The sequence below is a fragment of the Calothrix anomala FACHB-343 genome (assembly GCF_014696435.1).
In the GTDB taxonomy this organism is placed as follows: domain Bacteria; phylum Cyanobacteriota; class Cyanobacteriia; order Cyanobacteriales; family Nostocaceae; genus Aulosira; species Aulosira anomala_A.
This window is the reverse complement of record NZ_JACJQG010000011.1, coordinates 98,348-116,197: the sequence shown is the minus strand read 5'-3', so window position 1 is coordinate 116,197 and position 17,850 is coordinate 98,348. Positions and strand designations below refer to the sequence as shown.

The window sequence follows — 17,850 nt, the reverse complement described above, 5'->3', positions numbered from 1 at the left end:
GTACTAACTATTAAATAGTTAGACATCTAATTAGTACTCCGTCAGCTTAGTATAGTTCGGATTCAGTAACAACCGTAAATCTGCGGTTACCGATGACTGCTACATCACCAAATCATCACAATTTAGCAGTATACTGCAATATCTTCACCACACTCATCCGCAAGATAACAGAGAGCTTTAAAACGCAAAGTTACCACTTGTTCATAAAGAGGATTTAACTTACACATCGGTGGAATGTGCATTAAGGTGCGACCGAAAAGTGTAATATCTCTTTCAAATGGACATTGGGCGGGAATAGCTTTACATAAGAAATGAGCTAGTTTGCGGTTATGAATTTCTATACCTTCTAACCATTGACGTACTGGGTAGAGAAGGTCGTGATGTAAGAGAATTTGAGTAAAGCATGACATAATTTTTCTCCTAATATTTTATAATTGCAAAGCCTGCTTAGTTAGTGGATTTAATTCCCTAAAGATATATAGGTTTAGTTAGTTGAGACTTATGCACGGGCTTTGCAGTTTTAGTTAGTTATTTAGTTGGTGCATTTTGCTGTTAGCGATAAATCCAACTACGCACTTAAGTACCTGTATTCCGGATAATTTGTCTGTTGTCGCTCTTATCCTAACGTCTGAAGATAAAATTGCCACGCCAAATTGGCGATTTTTCAGTAGGCTTACCCGAACGCGATCGTTCGTCTATACCTAAATGCAAGACTTTCAGCTTTACGCTAGATTACAAACAGGATATTCTTGACGGTTGACGGTTGACGGTTGACGGTTGACTGTTGATACCAAACTGCAATCTAAAACGTAACATTGAAACTCGCACAAGGGCGGGGAAACCCCGCCCCTACCGAAATCTTAATTACGTATAAAAACGCGAATTGGTATGACAAATGACAAATGACAAATGACCAATGACAAATGACCAATGACAAATGACAAATGACCAATGACAAATGACAAATGACCAATGACTTCATAACTAACAAAAAGCAAGCTTTTGACCTTTGGGCCCCAAGCTATGACAGGCTTTTACCTTCAGTGTTTTACCAAAGTATCCACAAGCGCTTGCTAGAAAATGTTGATTTACCACCCCAACCTCATGTCCTAGATTTAGGCTGCGGTACTGGTCGCTTGCTGGATCGTCTGGCGGCTAAATTTCCCGATTTGCGCGGTACGGGATTAGATTTATCGCCAGAAATGGTGCGTGTAGCGAGACAGCGTAACCGCCATCGTCCCCGGTTGATTTTTGTTGAAGGTAAAGCTGAGTCTCTTCCCTTTGCTGATGGTCAGTTTCATGCGGTGTTTAACACTATCAGTTTTTTACATTATTTAGAGCCAAAGCAGATTTTTAGCGAAGTTGCGCGGGTGTTATCGCCTGGTGGAAGGTTTTATCTAGTTGATACTACGGTTAAAAGTCAGCCAGAACTCAATGTAAATTTGGGTGCTTTGGGGAAAGTGAAATTTTATAGTCCCAATCAACGAGAATTAATGGGTGCTGCTGCTGGATTAAGCTGTGTCGGTCATTACTATTTATTAGGGCCTGTGTTGCTGACGATTTTTGCTAAACCAGGCTAATTGATGATTTTAGCGGGGTTTGGTGAGATTCTCCGCCTCTGTTCCTTGATAATGCATGAAGACTACAGGAACTCGAATCAACTTTCTACCCAATTCCGACCAGCGAAATTTTGGTTTAAGCGATCGCGGTAAATCTTCAAAAGCCACCTGAACAAAACCAAATCCCTGGTAAAATTCTGCCAAGCGCTGACCGAGACATTCTAAATATAACGGCTGAGTGGCTGAATTAATTAAATGCTGGGTGAGAAAACTACCCAAACCGCGATCGCGCCAAGCCTTAGCCACGACTAAACTACCGAGTTCTTGAATATCAGCAAAATTTCGTAACTGGCCGCAAGCTACTAATTGGCGATCGCATTCCACCACCCAAAATTGCTGCCAGCGTAACTGCGTTGGGTCTAGTTTAGCCGATAAAACCAACAATCGAATCTGCCAATTATCTTCAGCTATTGCTTGGCGGACAATACATCCAGAGGGTAAAGCTAAATTATTTTGTAGCATTATCGATGCAAATATCAGGATTTTTTGCTAGTTACATTTAACTGTAACAACCTAATTAAACATTACTTCCGATAGAGAGATGAAGCAGACAGAACCATATTCTAGATAGATAAAATTACACTCCTGTAATTCTTAAAATGTAGCCATAATTAATCACAGGATTCTCATTATGTCTGAACAACAAAAGCAAAAATCCAATAGTGAAGCTAATACCCCTAGTGCTTCTGGTGGCTATCAAACCCCTTTGGAAGATAGTATTCGCAAAACAGGTGATGCTGAAAAAAGTGATGCTAAAGAAACAGCCAAGCCAGAAGCACCTGGTGAAGATAATGTAGCAGGTAGTCCAAATCAAGGAACTGAATCCCGCTAATTCATCTCCTTAGGGGAAAATTTGCCTAATTCAACACAGTTTTGTTCTCTTAACCATAAGTCACCAAAATTCGGGTGGAAATTGCCTATATGAGTGCAATTATCCACTCATTTTCATTTTCATATACCAATACGGTTCAATTAAGAATAATTGTAGGTTGGGTTGAGGGACGTAGACGCGGAGCGGCTTCCCGTAGGGTAACCCAACATTTTCGATTTGCTGGGTTTCACGACTTTATACCCAACCTACGCAGGTTAGGCTCATTTTCATGGATATTAAAATTTTTATTATTAACTTATATGCACCCAATTTAACCTAAAATAAATTAAATAATTTATGGCGATCAAAAATAAAATTAATTGAATATTCTTTAAATAACGACTGAAAATAAATTTATTTAGGCAAATTTATGATTGCGCTTTAGCATGGAAATATTAGCTATTTTTTATCAACAAACTTACTGGATTATTTTATTACCGCAGTTTTGATTTATAATGGGAATATTAATAATAAATTCCGATTTTTCTCCTTTTACAGAATTACAAGTTAATGTTCCTCGATGCAGTTGAGTAATTATTTGGTAGCTGATAGATAAACCTAATCCTGTACCTTTACCTACTGGTTTAGTCGTGAAAAAAGGATCGAAAATCTTGCTCGCATACTTTTCATCTATGCCTAAGCCATTATCACCAATCCGAATTTCTATAAAATTATCCAATAGCTTAGTCTCGATAAAGATTTGATAATCATCTAATAAAGGGTAATTTTGCATTTTATCTTCTAAAGCATCAATGGCATTGACTAATATATTCATAAATACTTGATTGAGTTGACTGGGATAACAATTAATTAAAGGTAAGACACCATAGTTTTTGCTAACTGTAATTGCTGGACGTTCGGGTTTTGCTTGTAACCGATGCTGTAAAATTATTAAAGTACTTTCAATACCTTCATGAATGTTTACAAGCTTAAATTCTGCTTCATCTAACCGCGAAAAATTACGCAACCCACTAACAATATTTTGGATTCTATCAATTCCTCTAGACATACTATCTATACTTTTTTGCATGTCTTGGTTGAGATAATCTAAATCTACATTTTCGATATTATTCCTAATTTTATCGCTAGGCTCTGGATATTCCTGTTGATAGCATTTGATTACTGTTAGTAAATCTTCTATATCTTGATTGAGGTAATTTAAATTTCCCGAAATAAAGTTAAGTGGATTATTTATTTCATGGGCAATACCTGCGACTAATTGCCCTAAAGCTACCATTTTTTCATTTTGAATTAATTGGGTTTGTAACTGTTTGCGTTCGCTTAAAGCTTGTTCTAGCTGCTGTTTTTGTAAACTTAGTTGTGCTTCCGCATCTAAACGAACTTGAATTTCTTGTTCGAGGAGGATAGATTGTTGTTTGGTTTGTTCTAGTAATTCCACATGTTCTAAAGCAATTCCTAACTGGCTACTAATTTGCACAATAATATTGATTTCTGTTTCTTGCCAATGGCGAGGTGCAGAATTTTGATAAACTGCCAATAATCCCCAAAGTTTGCTATGAGCATAAATTGGAACAATTACATAAGATTTAGCTTGCAGTTTTTCTAAAAGCTCAATATAACAACTGTTAAAATTAGCATGATAAATATCTTCTACAACGCGATAATTTACCCCTTGGCTGTAAATACCTCCCTGTGTAGATTGTAAGTAGGTATCTTGAACCAAAAAATTATCTTGATTTACATTATTTGATTTGAGGCTGTCATTGTTAAAAATACATTGATTGTCTTGAATCACATTTTCTTGAATGTCGGGATTTTGCGTTTTTGCTTGATTTAAAGCAATCCATCCCTCTGCAACAGATTCCGCAACAAACTCTCCACTCCAATCTGGATTAAAGCGATAAACAACAACGCGATCGCATCCAATTACCTGACGCAATTCAGAAGTTGTTGCCGCAAATATAGTATCTATATCTAATGTTTGCCGCATTCTTTGAATTGCCATACTTAAAGCTTGTTCTCGTTCCGCACTTTCTTGTAAAGCAGTTTGCCACATTAACTGTTCTGTGTAGCGCCGATCGAGTAAGGAAATAATCAAAGTTGCAACGAGAATTAAAAAAGTCGCAATCCCGATTTGAATTGCTAACCAAGAATTAGGCGATCGCTCATTGCTATCTAAGACAAAATCCGCTAACTTAATAAAGTTAGTCGCCCACATTCCCGTGTAGTGCATACCGCTAATAGCGATTCCCATCACTAAAGCGCTAGTTAATTTCAGCCAGTCAAATTTTGACTTTTGCAAATTCCGAAAGTAGAAAGCCAACCACAAAGCCGCACCAGAAGCTAATATGGCAATTACGACTGATAAAGCCACCAGCCATTGATTGTAATGGATCGTCGCTTGAGACATGCGCATCCCTGCCATACCTAAGTAGTGCATGGAAGCGATCGCTAATCCCATCACCACACTACCGCCAAACAGCATTTTCATACTTAATTTGGCGCGGCTGAATAACAATAATGCTAATCCCGAAGCAACAATTGCATCCCCCCAAGAAAGCAGGGTAATTTGCAGATCGTATTCCACGAAAATTGGTAGTTTTAAGGCTAACATCGCAATGAAATGCATTGACCAAATACCCGTTCCCATTGCCATCGCACCTGCTATAATCCAACTCAATCTGACTTTGAGTGGTAAATCTGGGGTAACTCTACCTGCTAACTCTAATGCCGTATATGAGGCAATTGTAGCGATGACAAATGAGATTACTACCAGGAGTATTTCATAATTTCCAAATATCATTTTATTTACCAAATAATAAGCTGTTTATAGCAAAAACCAGAAATCAAACATTGATTGACTACTGGCAACCATATTTTTGTTTAATTGCATAATCCGTGATATTACTCACAGTATAATTATGGTTATCTTTTATTTTATATGAACAATAAAATTTAGTTTCACCTTGCTTGCTGCATTATACATTTGTATTTAGTTGACCAATATTTAATGTAACAAGCATTACAATAAAAATATATCTCAATTGTATAACAGTTATATCGTTAAGCACATATTCATGGCAATTCACCCGCAAACTCAGCTTTTAAACCAGATTTGCGGGTTTACTTTTTATCGCCAATAGTTATATTTTACGTAAAGCTGCTCAAGCTCAACATGGTTAGATGAATATCAATATTAGTAAAACGAGTAAAACTTATATAACTCGTATTTAATTAGAAAAAAATTCGGTATAAGTTTCTCACCAGCAAATCTTATGACTAGGGAATAAATTAACTTTTGGGAAATTTATCACATAATATTTCGGATAAAATTTCCGGGATATTTTAACTTATTTGGTGACTATAACGATTTTCGAGTGATGATGAAGTGGGTAAGGTGACTGTGAATATACTACCTTCACCTAAACGCGATCGCACAGTCACATTTCCACCCATACTTTCTACCAAGGTTTTGACTATCGACAATCCTAACCCAGTACCACCTGTAGCGCGGTTACGGGTTTCATCAACGCGATAAAATCTCTCAAAAATCCGCGATTGATGTTTAAGCGGTATTCCATAACCTTCGTCACAAACTTGAATTACAGCCGCATCTTCTTGCTGATATAATTTTACAATGACTGGGGTATCAGCTTCAGAATATTTGACAGCATTATCAATTAAATTTAAAAATACTTGTTTGAGGCGATTATAATCTGCTTTCACCTCAATTGTTTGATGTGTAGCTTCAATGATAATTTGGCGATCGCTAAATTTCTGTGCCATCCCCACAACTTCTACAACTAAATCATTCAGTACGCAAGGATTTAAAGAAAAATGTAAATAACCGCTATCTGCTCTAGCTAAATCTAGTAAGTCTTGTAACAGGCGAATTGTATGTTCTGCTTCTGTTGCAGCAGTTTCTAAGGCTTCTATTTGCGTAGTTGTTAAATTATTTTTTCGTCTTAATACACTTTGTAAATATCCATGAACAATTGTTAATGGCGTGCGTAACTCGTGGGAAACATTACTGACAAATTGTCGTTCTTGCTCCCAAGCTAGGGAGAGACGCGATAATAACATATTAAAAGTTTGCGCTAATTCTTTAACTTCGCTAGGTGCGCGATCGATAGATAATTGTGCTTCTGATAAATCCGCAGCCGAAATTACTTCTGTCATTTGGCTGAGTTGGCGTAGTGGCTGAAGAGAACGCTGAATATAAAATGCGATCGCCACAGAAATTACTAAAATAACTAAACTACTAGCAATTCCTAAACTTTGCACCATTGCCAAATACATCTTCTGTTCGCGAGTAACATCTTGTACCACAAATAATTTACCCAATACATTACCCTTAACTGGTAAGGAACCACCGCACAAAACAAAATAGCGCTGTTTCACTTGGGTGACTTGTGGTTTTACAGACATCTCCGTCAGCGACATTAATTCCGATGCTGCTGTATCCGATAACTGATTCCAATTTTGCGATTTAGCGATAATTTTATTTTCTGAGCCTTTAACCCAAATAAATATGTCGTTATTCGTTAAACTATCGACAGATTTTTGTAACCCTTGCTCAGGAGGCATCATTTCGCTATAAATTTTTACATCACGGGGTAGGCGATCGGCAATTCTTTCAATATTATATTTATGGCTATTAATTAAAATTTGCTGCATTTTCAAACTAGTCCAAATAGCCAGACTTCCTAATCCCAAGGTTGAGAATGCAGCAATACCAATCGTTAAGCGTACCCTTAATGAACCCGGATCGATTACTTGCCTAAATTTTTGAATTTGATTCACTTTGTTATTTGCGTATTTGGTGGTAAACAGGTTTTATTCACAAAATCACACTGATAAATATAGGGTTCTTGCCAACTCAGAGAAATTTCTAATAAATCTCTAGTTCCAGTCAAGCCTTGCCCAATAAATAGTAATAGAGCAAAGCAATTTAAGATTGTATGGGCAATTCGCCAGCGATGGGATCTATCTTGATAAATATCTTGGACAATAGCCACAGAAAAAATCATTAGTAAAGCAGCCGTAATCCCAATATAATAATGCGACCAATACCACTCATCTGTCCGACGAAAAACTCCATCTTGACAACCAATAATTACTAAATTTATCCCTGTTAAAGTCGCAAAAATTCCCCGCCATAATCGCTGCTTGGCTCGAAATAGTAAGATAAAAAATGCAATAGTAGCAGCAAAAATTAAGCCAATCAATACAACTTGACTAGTTGCAGTAACCCACAATTGATGCTTAATAATATTTTTACCAATTGCATAAGCTAAACCAATTAAAGTTATACCAACAACTGTACTAGCCAGCCAATCACCTAACTGTTTATGTTCCGGCCCCACCAGTGGTGGTATTTTGCTTTTAGCCTTCGCCAAAGTCTGTAAACGGCGTTGGCGCGTTTGCCATGCTAGATTGACAACATTACCCAAAAGTGGGAAGAAAATAACAACCGCGATCGCTGGATGAATCAGCACCAAAAAATCAGCTAATTGCATATAATACCTATTGACAGAACATCCACAATCTTTAAGTAGTTAGTAGTCAAAACTAGACAAGCTAACTCATACCGCTACTTTCAATATAGCCGCCTAAGAGAAATCAAAAGTGTTGATTATTTTGCGCTCACACTTTTTAAAAAACTATTTTTACTGATTGAATCGAGCTTTAACTACTAGCTAAAGGAGCATAACCAAAAGTAGCATTAAATTTGCGACACCAGATTGCTACTGATTTAAATTCAGCTAAATTCACTGTTTCCGGTACAGCATAACGTTGAGTACCGCTAATTTTTTGTAACTGCGCAACACTCACATAATCCTTTTCTTTAATCCCCGATTGTGGTGGTGCATCAGAACGATGCAAAATCACATATAAATCCGGGCCTTTATCAGTTTTAAAATCTTTATCAAACTCTAAATAACGTTTTCCTTGTTCGCTAATAACTTGTACCCTTCCCTGAGTCGGATGTTCCCCAGCTTTAAAAGCTCCCGCTCCTCCACCAGAACTGACTATAGTTGATTTAGGAGTTGTTGGGGTTTCTGTTTGCTTAGTATTAGGGGTATTACTCTCATTCGCACAGCCTACAGTGATAACAGCAATCATACCCACAATAGCTAAATGCTTAAACTTCATAATTTTATCTCTGTAAATTCTGCTCTAATAACAATGTAAAGCTTTGCACTAGCCACAAAATTAATTTAAGCTGAGAATTTATTAAAAATTTAGGCTGTCTATTCTTAGGTTAATTTCAAAATTCCCTTAGCTACTATAGAAACTCAATCAGAGCATCCCAATTTTCCCACAATATGGGCTAGGGACTAGAGAAGATGGTTTCTTGTGAGAGTCTTCTGCTTTCTCTTGTCTTGGCATTCTTGGCGTACTTGGTGAGTTTCTCTCTGTGTTCTCTGCGCCTCTGCGGTTGAAAACTCATTCATTTTCGAGAATGCCATTTAGTAAACTCTTCTATATTTGATATAGTTAAAAAATCAATAGTTTGAAACTGCCTATCAATAGCTGGAAGACTACATATTTTAGCACCAATAGTTAAGTAAGCCTGCATAATATTGGGAAGAGAAACATTACATAATTCAGGACAATTTTGTGATATTTCTAGGGAATATTCTGGATGAGGATAAACAAGAATCTGGGGATGCATCCAATTATTACATTGAAAATAATGATAAGCACAAACAGCTTCCCAAGGATTTTGTGTCAGTAAAGATGCACAGCCAAAAAAATATTTACTTTGACTGTAAATTAAATAATTTGCTAGTCCTTCCCAAAGTAGTAAAAGTGCTTGAATATTGCGATATTCTTTAGCGATACATGCACGCCCAACCTCTACAGACATTTGCAGAATACTCTCTGGAATACTACTCAAATTAAAAATATCCGCAGCATCAAAACCTAATCCTTGAGAAGCCATTTTATAAGTTTGCATCCGATAAGTACCGATAGTTTTACCAGTCACTTGCGAAATCAGCAGCAAATGATGGCAAACCTCATCAAACCTATCTCGATCCATTTGGTTAATATTAGAATTAGAGAAACCCAGACCTAATTCTAGATTAAATACTTCAAAGCGTAAGCGATATATTGATTCTAATTCTGCTTCAGTCGTAGCTAGTTTTAAAATATATTTTTTGTTTTGAAGTACAGGAAAATCTTTTAAGGCTAACGCAGAATTCCGTTGATTATCAGTGTTGGGACAAGAAATTTCCATCTGTCTGATTACTGGAAATGGGAAAATACTTTACTATAATTGAGTCTCTGCGGAGATAGTGAAGTTGAGAAAATTATCGATACTAAGTATCCAAATTCTCAAAGAATTCGGGTGTCTTACATCTCACGAATAATTGAGAAATGTTATAGTTTTTGATGTTTGAAATATGCGAATATTTGATGATTGTCCAGAAACATCTGGATATATGGGAATTTAGATAAATTGTCTTTTAACTGATGGTAGACTGACGAACTGATTTTAAGTAGCCGATTTGACAATTTCTCCTTATTTTCAAACAACTAAATAATTTAAAGTGTGAGGAATGGGTGTTATTATTATGAGCATAATTGCCTCAAAAATCTGGCAATAAGATACAGAATTTTTTCCTTGGGCAATTTATAAGCCTAGTTATATCCATAAATTGAGCAAGCCTACAAATTTCTCTGTAGACTTGCTGTTTTGACAAGTTAATTTTGACCAATTCTCTAAGATTCAGGAAAACTCATAACCTAAAAACTTACCTTCTCTCCGAATCTCGTAATTATGAATTGGTATTACATTATCACTTGGGAAAGTCAAGAAACGCAGATCCCAAAAAACATGAACTTACTGATGAATTTACTATTAATTGCGGTGATTATTACTGTAGCGAACCCTCGTACCTGCCCACAACAATTTTTCGCGTAGTGTCTGGTAGTAGGAGTTATTTTCCCGCAAAATAATAAATTTGGCTCGACAATCAGCCATTCGCACATCAACGCGGTGTCCTGGCCAAATTGAAGTAGCTAAAACACCATCTGTCCACAGCTTGGTACTTAAATCGTAATCCCCCAAAGGCCAAACGCTGACCACAGAACCAGGGGGTAAGACTAGGGGACGGTTGGAAAGACTCATGGGACAGATGGGAGTGATGGTAACTGCTTCCATACCATCATGCATAATTGGGCCGTTAGCAGAAACGGTGTAACCAGTAGAACCAGTGGGAGTGGAAACAATTAAACCATCGCCAACATATTGATCGACAATTTCCCCGTCAATTTCCATTTCTAAAATTGAGGTGATCATGCGATCGGCGGAGGCTGGCTTAATACAGAATTCATTCAAAGCCAAATAGCGATCGCTTACTGGTTCTAAATGCGATCCTTGACCTTCAAACACTGCTGCTTGTAACATCATCCGCCGTTGAATTGCATAGCGGTCTTCAAACAGCCGATCCCAAACTTTCTCTGTATCTTGAAATTCTTCCACTGACTCGGTTAAGAACCCCAGATGACCTCCCACATTCACTCCCAAAATGGGGATGCCAGCTGGAGCTAAATGTCTGGCACCGGTTAAAACCGTACCGTCACCGCCAAGTACCAATGCCAGATCGATTGGTTGACCCACCGAAGCCAAAAACACCGGATAAGGGTTATCTTTTGGGCCGCTAGGCCCCATCAACACCTGACATTGGCGATTTTCTAGTTGTTTAGCACAGACTTCTGCCCAGCGTTTACTCTGGGCATCTCGCGCTTTATAAGCAATGATTACCTGCTTTAGTTGCACGCACAATTACCACTTGAGGAGATTAAACTGCTCCATATCGACGGTATCGCGGTTGCGATAAATGGCAAGCACGATCGCCAAACCTACCGCCGCTTCGGCTGCGGCCACGGTAATCACAAATACGGTGAAAACCTGACCCTTAATTAATGTTGAGTCAAGAAAGTTGGAAAATGCCATTAAATTCAAATTAACAGCATTAAGCAGTAACTCAATTGACATCAGCACGCGCACAGCGTTGCGACTAGTAATTAAACCATAGATGCCAATACAAAATAAAGCGGCTGCGAGTAACAAAAAGTACTGGAGTTCCATGAATCTTTTGAGTTTTTATTCAGAATTTAGTTGTGAGTTGGGGTTAGCTAATTATTCGCGCCGAGAACCGCCACGATAGACAGGATTTTCACCAGATTCATTACTAATGTTACCGATTGCTGCCATTTCTCTAGGACGTTCTGGCAAAGTTAACACTGTTTGTGGCAGTTCGGAACTAGTTGGTTCTGGTAAGTATTCGCGACGCGCCAAAATAATCGCTCCCACCATTGCCATCAACAACAAAACGGAAGCCAATTCAAAAGGTAGGAGAAAATCGCTAAAGAAATGCTCCCCAATTAACACTATGGAACTTTCATTAGTTACCGGAGCGGTTGCATAAGCCCAAGGAGTTGCTAAAATCATTGTGCTTAAAAGCGCAAATAATCCCAGACTCACCACAGCTGTAAATATTTTCCGCAGCCCAGCACTAGGAAAGGGTGCAAAATTCTGCCGCTTGTTCACCAACATAATCGCAAACAAAATCAGCACGTTAACTGCACCAACATAAATCAGTATTTGTGCTGCGGCGACAAAATCACCGTTGAGTAACAGGTACATGCCAGCGATGCTGATGAATACGCCACCAAGCAAAAAGGCAGAATAGACGATGCTCGAAGACAACACCACGCCTAAAGCTGCCCCAATCATCATCACAGCCAGTATACCAAAGGAAACAACCTGTACTCCTTCTGCTAGATTCACTGTTTTTCGTCCTCAATTCAGTTGTCAAGAGTCAAGGGTCAAGGGTCAATAGTCAATAGTCAATAGTCAATAGTTATGTTTTAACTATGGACTATTAACTGGGGACTTTTGACATTTATTTTTCTGCTTTTTCTACCAAGTCTTGGGGAAGCGCGCCAGCACGGGGAGCATCAGCAGGTAGATCGTGGGGTTCCATTACGCCTTTAGGCAGGTAAACTAGTTCGCGTAATGGTGTCACCATTGGGTCATTGGTTACCTTGTAGGGTAAGCGTCCCAAGGCGACGTTGTCATAGTTCAACTCATGGCGATCGTAGGTGGAAAGCTCGTAATCTTCTGTCATAGACAGACAGTTAGTAGGGCAATATTCCACACAGTTACCGCAGAAAATACAAACTCCAAAGTCAATACTGTAGTGATTGAGCTTTTTCTTTTTGCTGGCTTTGTCAAATTCCCAATCAACAACAGGTAAGTTGATGGGACATACGCGCACGCAAACTTCACAAGCGATACATTTATCAAACTCAAAGTGAATTCTGCCGCGAAAACGTTCGCCAGGAATCAATTTTTCGTAGGGATATTGGACAGTAATAGGCCGCCGCCGCATGTGGTCGAAGGTAACAGATAAGCCTTGACCGATATAACGACCAGCTTGCACTGCTTCTTTGGCGTAATCGCCAACTTGTTTGAGGAACTTTAGCATCGTGTTTTACTCTCTCTTTTGTCAGTTGTCATTGGTCATTAGTCATTTGTCATTTGTGAAATAACGTATGACTGATGACTTATGACTAACCACCGAAGGCTACAGGAAAAGCTAGTTTCAGGGCTGCGGTTAATAGGAGATTAACTAAACCAACTGGTAGTAAGAATTTCCATCCTAAATCTAACAATTGGTCAATCCGTACCCGTGGTACTGTCCAGCGCAATAAGATGGCGACGAATACTAGCAAGTAGGCTTTGAGTACGGTCATAATGATACCCAAAGAAGCAGTTACTACCTGCAAGACTGGGTTGGCTTCGCTGACTCCTACCCAATTAGCGATCGCACTAATGGGAATGGGGAAATCCCAACCGCCCAAGTATAAAATAGCAACCAGTAAGCTAGAAAGAATTAAGTTAACGTAGGAACCCAGGTAGAATAAACCGAATTTCATCCCGGCATATTCGGTTTGATAACCTGCTACTAGTTCTTCTTCCGCTTCTGGTAAGTCGAAGGGTAAGCGTTCGCATTCTGCTAGAGCTGCAATCCAGAAAATCAGAAACCCAACTGGTTGACGCCAAATGTTCCAGCCTAAGATACCGTAACCAGATTGCTGGTTAACAATATCAACGGTGCTGAGGCTGTTAGACATCATCGCGATCGCGAGTACGCTCAACGCCAAGGGAATTTCATAACTAATTGATTGCGCGGCTGCCCGTAAGCCCCCTAAGAGGGAGTATTTATTATTTGATGCATAACCAGCCATCAACAAGCCAATTGGTTGAATGCTAGACAGGGCAATCCACAAAAATACCCCCATCCCTACATTCGTAATTACGATATTCTGCCCAAAGGGCACAATCAGAAAAGACAGAAACACCGGAATTACAACAATAATTGGCCCCAGGGTAAATAACCAGGGGTCAGATTTGGCTGGGACGATATCTTCTTTAAATACCAGCTTGATACCATCGGCAACCGGCACCAGCAAGCCAAAAGGCCCCATGTATTCCGGGCCAATTCGCTGTTGGGCGGCGGCGGAAATTTTCCGCTCTAACCAAGTGGCTACTAATACCCCTACTGTGGCTCCAATGAGCATCAGTATCATTGGCAGAGGCATCCAAATAGCTTTGGCTGCGTCTGGTGGTAGTCCTAAATCCGTCAGGGATTTAATAAAAGTTCCTTGAAGGTCAATTCCTGAGTTCATGTTTCCGCTCTTTAAGTCATCTTGTGATGGCGAGTTACAAAATATTAGTTAAATTAATATCTGTAAGTTCACCCATTAATATCTCTACCGAGACGACGCCTGATTGAATTTTGATTGCTATTTCCCATGCCTAGTATACCGTTGGATGGTTTTAGCCCCTCGTAAATCAACCACAAGTTCTACTTATAGCAATGATTGGGATTCACGCAGCTAACCCCCTAATACCGTTGCCGCAGGACAAAGTTACCGCTTCCATTGTGGCAACGGTTTCTGCTTTCTTCAATGTTTTTGATTCCCTTTGGTCGAAAGCTGCTATAATAAGCAGTCCATCTGCTCATTAGCGTTGGTCAATCGGAGTATAGGCAACTTCGTGACGACCGTTATAAACCTGAGTCGGACGGAAAATGCGGTTTTCTTCTAGCTGTTCTTTCCAGTGAGCTAGCCAACCAGCAACACGAGCGATCGCAAAAATTGGTGTAAATAAGTCTGTGGGAATTCCCATTTTCCTATACACCAAACCGGAGTAAAAGTCAACATTAGGATAAATGCCTTTGTGACCCAGTTTTTCTGCTACTACCCGTTCCATCTCTTGGGCAATTTCATAGTACTTGTCTTCCCCAAATTTGGAAAACAACTGCTCCGCCAAGTTTTGCAAAATCGTGGCTCTGGGGTCTTTTACCTTATAGACGCGATGCCCAAAACCCATAATCTTGGCTTTACGTTGCAGCAAGTCTTCTACATAGGGACGGACATTTGCCACTGAGCCAATTTCTTCCAACATTTGAATGACTTCTTCATTGGCTCCACCATGCAACGGCCCGCCTAAGGTACCCACTGCACTAGCAACTACAGCATAAGGGTCTGTGAGGGTCGAAGCTGTTACCCTGGCACTAAAGGTAGAAGCATTCATTGTATGCTCGACATGCAATATCAAGCAGACATCAAAAATACGTGCTGCTAACTCATCAGGTTCTTTCTCGTTGAGCATGTAGAGAAAGTTACCTGAGTAGTCTAAGTCATCTCTTGGCCGCACTGGGTCATTACCCTTGCGCATTAACTGAAAGGCCGCCACCATTGTGGGAATGGTTGCTATCAAGCGAACAACTGCATCCCGAATGTAGACGGGATTATGTAAATCTCGGCGCGAGTAAAACAAGCCTAAGGCTGCTGCTGAGGCTTGTAGCGCATCCATTGGGTGACCGCTTTCTGGAAAACATTTCATCATATCGCGGATGCGATATTTAATCCGCCTGTGGAGACGAACTTCATCCTCGAATGCTTTCAATTCTTCCTTGCTGGGCAGTTCACCCCAGATTAAAAGATAAGCAGTTTCCAAAAATGTACTTTTTGCTGCTAGTTCCTCAATCCGGATACCACGATATTCTAGTATTCCCTTCTGCCCGTCAACATAACTGATACTGGATTGGGCAGCCGGAATGCCTTCCAAACCGGGTTTATATTCGCACACCGACATGGCAACACCATCTGCTTTGTGAAAGATTTGCTCAGGCTAACTTACCAGAAATCGTTATTGCAATAACAGTGACAGTTATAACCTTAAGTCTTTTCATAACCGTTAGAAAACAGTTATAGCAAGTACTTGGGTGGTGTCAACCAATACATCTGACTACGACCCAAAGGAGAGCCTATTTCTGGTAGTTTTATCCCGATCATACCTGCTTTTTTCAAGACTAAGCTGGCTTTGGCTTCTCCCCAAAGAAGAATTTCCGCCCATTGGCTTAAACAAGGCTCATGTCCAACCAGGGCAATTTGGGTATTTTGGGGATAATTTCTCGGTTCTAGCCAGTCTTTAAGCCAATTATGAATATTTCCCTCAGGTGCAAGGTGATGAGATTCTTCCAGATCCTCGCTTAGTCCTGCTTGAATGAGTATTTCTGCGGTTTGCTGCGCCCTAGCTAAGGGACTTGTCAGGATTAAATTAAAGTGTAAATCTAGCTTAACTAGTCTTTGAGCTACTTTTTCGGTTTTTTGTCTACCTTCTTTAGTGAGTACTCGCTCCTCATCTTTAATGCTAGCGGTTCTCTCTTCGGCTATCCCATGACGAATTAAATATAATTCCATCGTATATTTTAGGGTTTTCTACTTTAGGGATACATTATCAACGAAGACTACGCACCCAAGCAGTACTATCAGCTAAATCTTGGCGATGTCTACGACGGGCTACGCCTACGCGCCACATACCAATAAAACTATCATCTACCAAATCAACATTTGCTTTCTCAGAAGCAGGTTTAACTACTGTATATTTTTGTCGCAAAAAAGCAATAAAATCCATTACTTAATTTTGTGCTTCTGCAGGAAGGGATAAAAACTCATTCAACATCTCTTGCTGTGTCATTCTTTGACCTTTTCCAATTAAATAGAATCAAGTTTAAATAATTACATACTTTGAAACCATTTACACTGCTCAAAGCGTTGTTTTAAATACTGTTTTTTGGGACGGAAAACTTCATTTTTAGGAATACGTAGCTCTATCCCATTAATTCCTCGATATTGAGTTTTGTGGAGAGTTGGTGCAATATATACCTTCATTGTTTCTGGATGAATGACAATAAGGTTTAAGTCAAATAAAGTATGTAAATCTGCACGTAATAATAACCCATTCGATGGATGATTATTTTCTGTTTCAATGTAAGGAATTATGTGAGCAGCTTCAAGCGCTGCCTCAGCATCAAAATTTGTAATTGCACATTTACAATAATAGGCATCTAACAAAGACTGCCGAAATTTAGATTGTCCCTGCCTCCTCGCTATTGATACTGTAATTTTTTGTCTGGCATCAGCATCACTTCTAACACTGAAGAAATTTTCTTTATCAAGTTCTTCTCTAGCAAGTAATAGTTCATTCTTCTCTTGTGATAATTCTGGGTATGTCGGCTTAAATGTTGGTTCTGGGGACTTATAATTTTTGCTTTCTCTTCCAATAATTGATTCACAATTTTTAATTCTATTAATTGCCTTACTATATTTTGAATCAACTTTTAAAGCTAATTTATAAGCATCTATTGCAGCTTGGTAGTCCTTGTTTTGCTTAAAATATTCTCCCTGCTCAAAGAAAATATCAACAAGTCTACGTCCTCTTCCTTGCCTTTGCTGTATTAGTGAATGCTTCTCCCATTCTGAATCTAAAAAGGAAGTAGATTTGCTATTGAATCTACAGCCGCTTCCCCCAAAGTTGAAATTTATTCCTTGAAATATAGGTAAGTTTTTTAAAAATTTTTGTTCCAAAGGAAAATCAAAGTCTACAACTGAATCTATCTGTATGTTAACAGCAAAATATCTATCATAATCAGATATATATGCTGCACTTAAATCTGAATATTTGCTGTCTAAAAGTCTTAATTGCTCATCTTCTGGTGCAGCTATGACATAACCAGCAGCTATAAAGCCACTCGGTTGATTGCCAATATTACCACTTCTCTGAAGATATGCTCTATCACCAACTTGTATAAATTTGGAATTGCCACAACTCCAAGATGTTTTATAGTAATCACCTGATGAAATTACTGACTTTATTAAGTTAGGAAGCTCCCTATTTTTAATAATTCCTTTTTCAATGTAATATTCTGCATCGCCATTGCACAGAAAAACTATAGTTTCCATCAGATACAACATCAAGTAATCATTAATATCATGATATTAGCTATTTAGCAAATAAAAAGTTTGAGT

General features: G+C 38.9%; 18 protein-coding genes. 2 read left to right on the top strand and 16 right to left on the bottom strand.

Going from position 1 to position 17,850, the window contains the following annotated elements; genetic code table 11:
* Positions 1 to 122 precede the first annotated feature (122 nt).
* Positions 123 to 410, bottom strand: a complete 288-nt coding sequence (locus H6G08_RS08485; RefSeq protein WP_190540470.1) for a Mo-dependent nitrogenase C-terminal domain-containing protein — start codon at positions 408 to 410, stop codon at positions 123 to 125.
* Between the two features lie 555 nt (positions 411 to 965).
* Between H6G08_RS08485 and H6G08_RS08480 the strand changes: the two genes are divergently transcribed.
* A complete protein-coding gene (locus H6G08_RS08480) occupies positions 966 to 1,580 on the top strand; it encodes a class I SAM-dependent methyltransferase (RefSeq protein WP_190540468.1) in 615 nt (204 codons plus the stop codon).
* Between the two features lie 9 nt (positions 1,581 to 1,589).
* Here H6G08_RS08480 and H6G08_RS08475 read toward each other — a convergent pair whose 3' ends face one another.
* Complete coding sequence (locus H6G08_RS08475) at positions 1,590 to 2,081, bottom strand: GNAT family N-acetyltransferase (protein WP_190540466.1); 492 nt, start codon at positions 2,079 to 2,081, stop codon at positions 1,590 to 1,592.
* A gap of 169 nt (positions 2,082 to 2,250) precedes the next feature.
* On the opposite strand from H6G08_RS08475, the gene H6G08_RS08470 reads away from it, so the two are divergent.
* Positions 2,251 to 2,451, top strand: a complete 201-nt coding sequence (locus H6G08_RS08470) for a hypothetical protein (protein ID WP_096645497.1) — start codon at positions 2,251 to 2,253, stop codon at positions 2,449 to 2,451.
* Positions 2,452 to 2,908: 457 nt separating this feature from the next.
* Here the strand turns inward: H6G08_RS08470 and H6G08_RS08465 are convergent, their stop codons facing one another.
* The 14 genes from H6G08_RS08465 to H6G08_RS08400 form a co-directional block, all read right to left on the bottom strand.
* On the bottom strand, positions 2,909 to 5,254 hold the full coding sequence (locus H6G08_RS08465; RefSeq protein ID WP_190540463.1) for an MHYT domain-containing protein: 2,346 nt from the start codon (positions 5,252 to 5,254) through the stop codon (positions 2,909 to 2,911).
* 542 nt (positions 5,255 to 5,796) lie between these two features.
* Complete coding sequence (locus H6G08_RS08460; RefSeq protein WP_190540455.1) at positions 5,797 to 7,254, bottom strand: sensor histidine kinase; 1,458 nt, start codon at positions 7,252 to 7,254, stop codon at positions 5,797 to 5,799.
* Complete coding sequence (locus H6G08_RS08455) at positions 7,251 to 7,970, bottom strand: DUF4079 domain-containing protein (protein ID WP_190540454.1); 720 nt, start codon at positions 7,968 to 7,970, stop codon at positions 7,251 to 7,253. The genes H6G08_RS08460 and H6G08_RS08455 overlap by 4 nt, the downstream gene beginning before the upstream one ends.
* Positions 7,971 to 8,139: 169 nt before the next feature.
* Complete coding sequence (locus tag H6G08_RS08450; RefSeq protein WP_190540452.1) at positions 8,140 to 8,607, bottom strand: DM13 domain-containing protein; 468 nt, start codon at positions 8,605 to 8,607, stop codon at positions 8,140 to 8,142.
* Positions 8,608 to 8,905: 298 nt separating this feature from the next.
* Positions 8,906 to 9,697: a GNAT family N-acetyltransferase gene (locus H6G08_RS08445; protein ID WP_190540451.1), complete on the bottom strand. Its 792-nt coding sequence runs from the start codon at positions 9,695 to 9,697 to the stop codon at positions 8,906 to 8,908.
* Between the two features lie 624 nt (positions 9,698 to 10,321).
* A complete protein-coding gene (locus tag H6G08_RS08440) occupies positions 10,322 to 11,242 on the bottom strand; it encodes an NAD(+) kinase (RefSeq protein WP_190540449.1) in 921 nt (306 codons plus the stop codon).
* Between the two features lie 6 nt (positions 11,243 to 11,248).
* Positions 11,249 to 11,554, bottom strand: coding sequence for an NADH-quinone oxidoreductase subunit NuoK (gene nuoK, locus H6G08_RS08435; RefSeq protein WP_096645689.1), 306 nt, complete (start codon positions 11,552 to 11,554; stop codon positions 11,249 to 11,251).
* Between the two features lie 51 nt (positions 11,555 to 11,605).
* On the bottom strand, positions 11,606 to 12,256 hold the full coding sequence (locus tag H6G08_RS08430; protein WP_190540447.1) for an NADH-quinone oxidoreductase subunit J: 651 nt from the start codon (positions 12,254 to 12,256) through the stop codon (positions 11,606 to 11,608).
* A gap of 115 nt (positions 12,257 to 12,371) precedes the next feature.
* Positions 12,372 to 12,956 (bottom strand): NAD(P)H-quinone oxidoreductase subunit I, encoded by a 585-nt coding sequence (gene ndhI / locus H6G08_RS08425; protein ID WP_096645691.1) that lies wholly within the window; start codon positions 12,954 to 12,956, stop codon positions 12,372 to 12,374.
* Positions 12,957 to 13,041: 85 nt separating this feature from the next.
* Positions 13,042 to 14,160, bottom strand: a complete 1,119-nt coding sequence (gene nuoH, locus H6G08_RS08420; RefSeq protein WP_190540445.1) for an NADH-quinone oxidoreductase subunit NuoH — start codon at positions 14,158 to 14,160, stop codon at positions 13,042 to 13,044.
* Positions 14,161 to 14,497: 337 nt separating this feature from the next.
* Positions 14,498 to 15,634: a citrate synthase gene (locus H6G08_RS08415; RefSeq protein WP_096645693.1), complete on the bottom strand. Its 1,137-nt coding sequence runs from the start codon at positions 15,632 to 15,634 to the stop codon at positions 14,498 to 14,500.
* A gap of 113 nt (positions 15,635 to 15,747) precedes the next feature.
* Entirely contained in the window at positions 15,748 to 16,242 is a 495-nt protein-coding gene (gene sixA, locus H6G08_RS08410) for a phosphohistidine phosphatase SixA (RefSeq protein WP_190540443.1), read from the bottom strand.
* 37 nt (positions 16,243 to 16,279) lie between these two features.
* On the bottom strand, positions 16,280 to 16,456 hold the full coding sequence (locus H6G08_RS08405) for a hypothetical protein (RefSeq protein WP_199322437.1): 177 nt from the start codon (positions 16,454 to 16,456) through the stop codon (positions 16,280 to 16,282).
* A gap of 104 nt (positions 16,457 to 16,560) precedes the next feature.
* Complete coding sequence (locus H6G08_RS08400; RefSeq protein WP_190540441.1) at positions 16,561 to 17,784, bottom strand: HNH endonuclease; 1,224 nt, start codon at positions 17,782 to 17,784, stop codon at positions 16,561 to 16,563.
* Between the last annotated feature and the right edge of the window lie 66 nt (positions 17,785 to 17,850).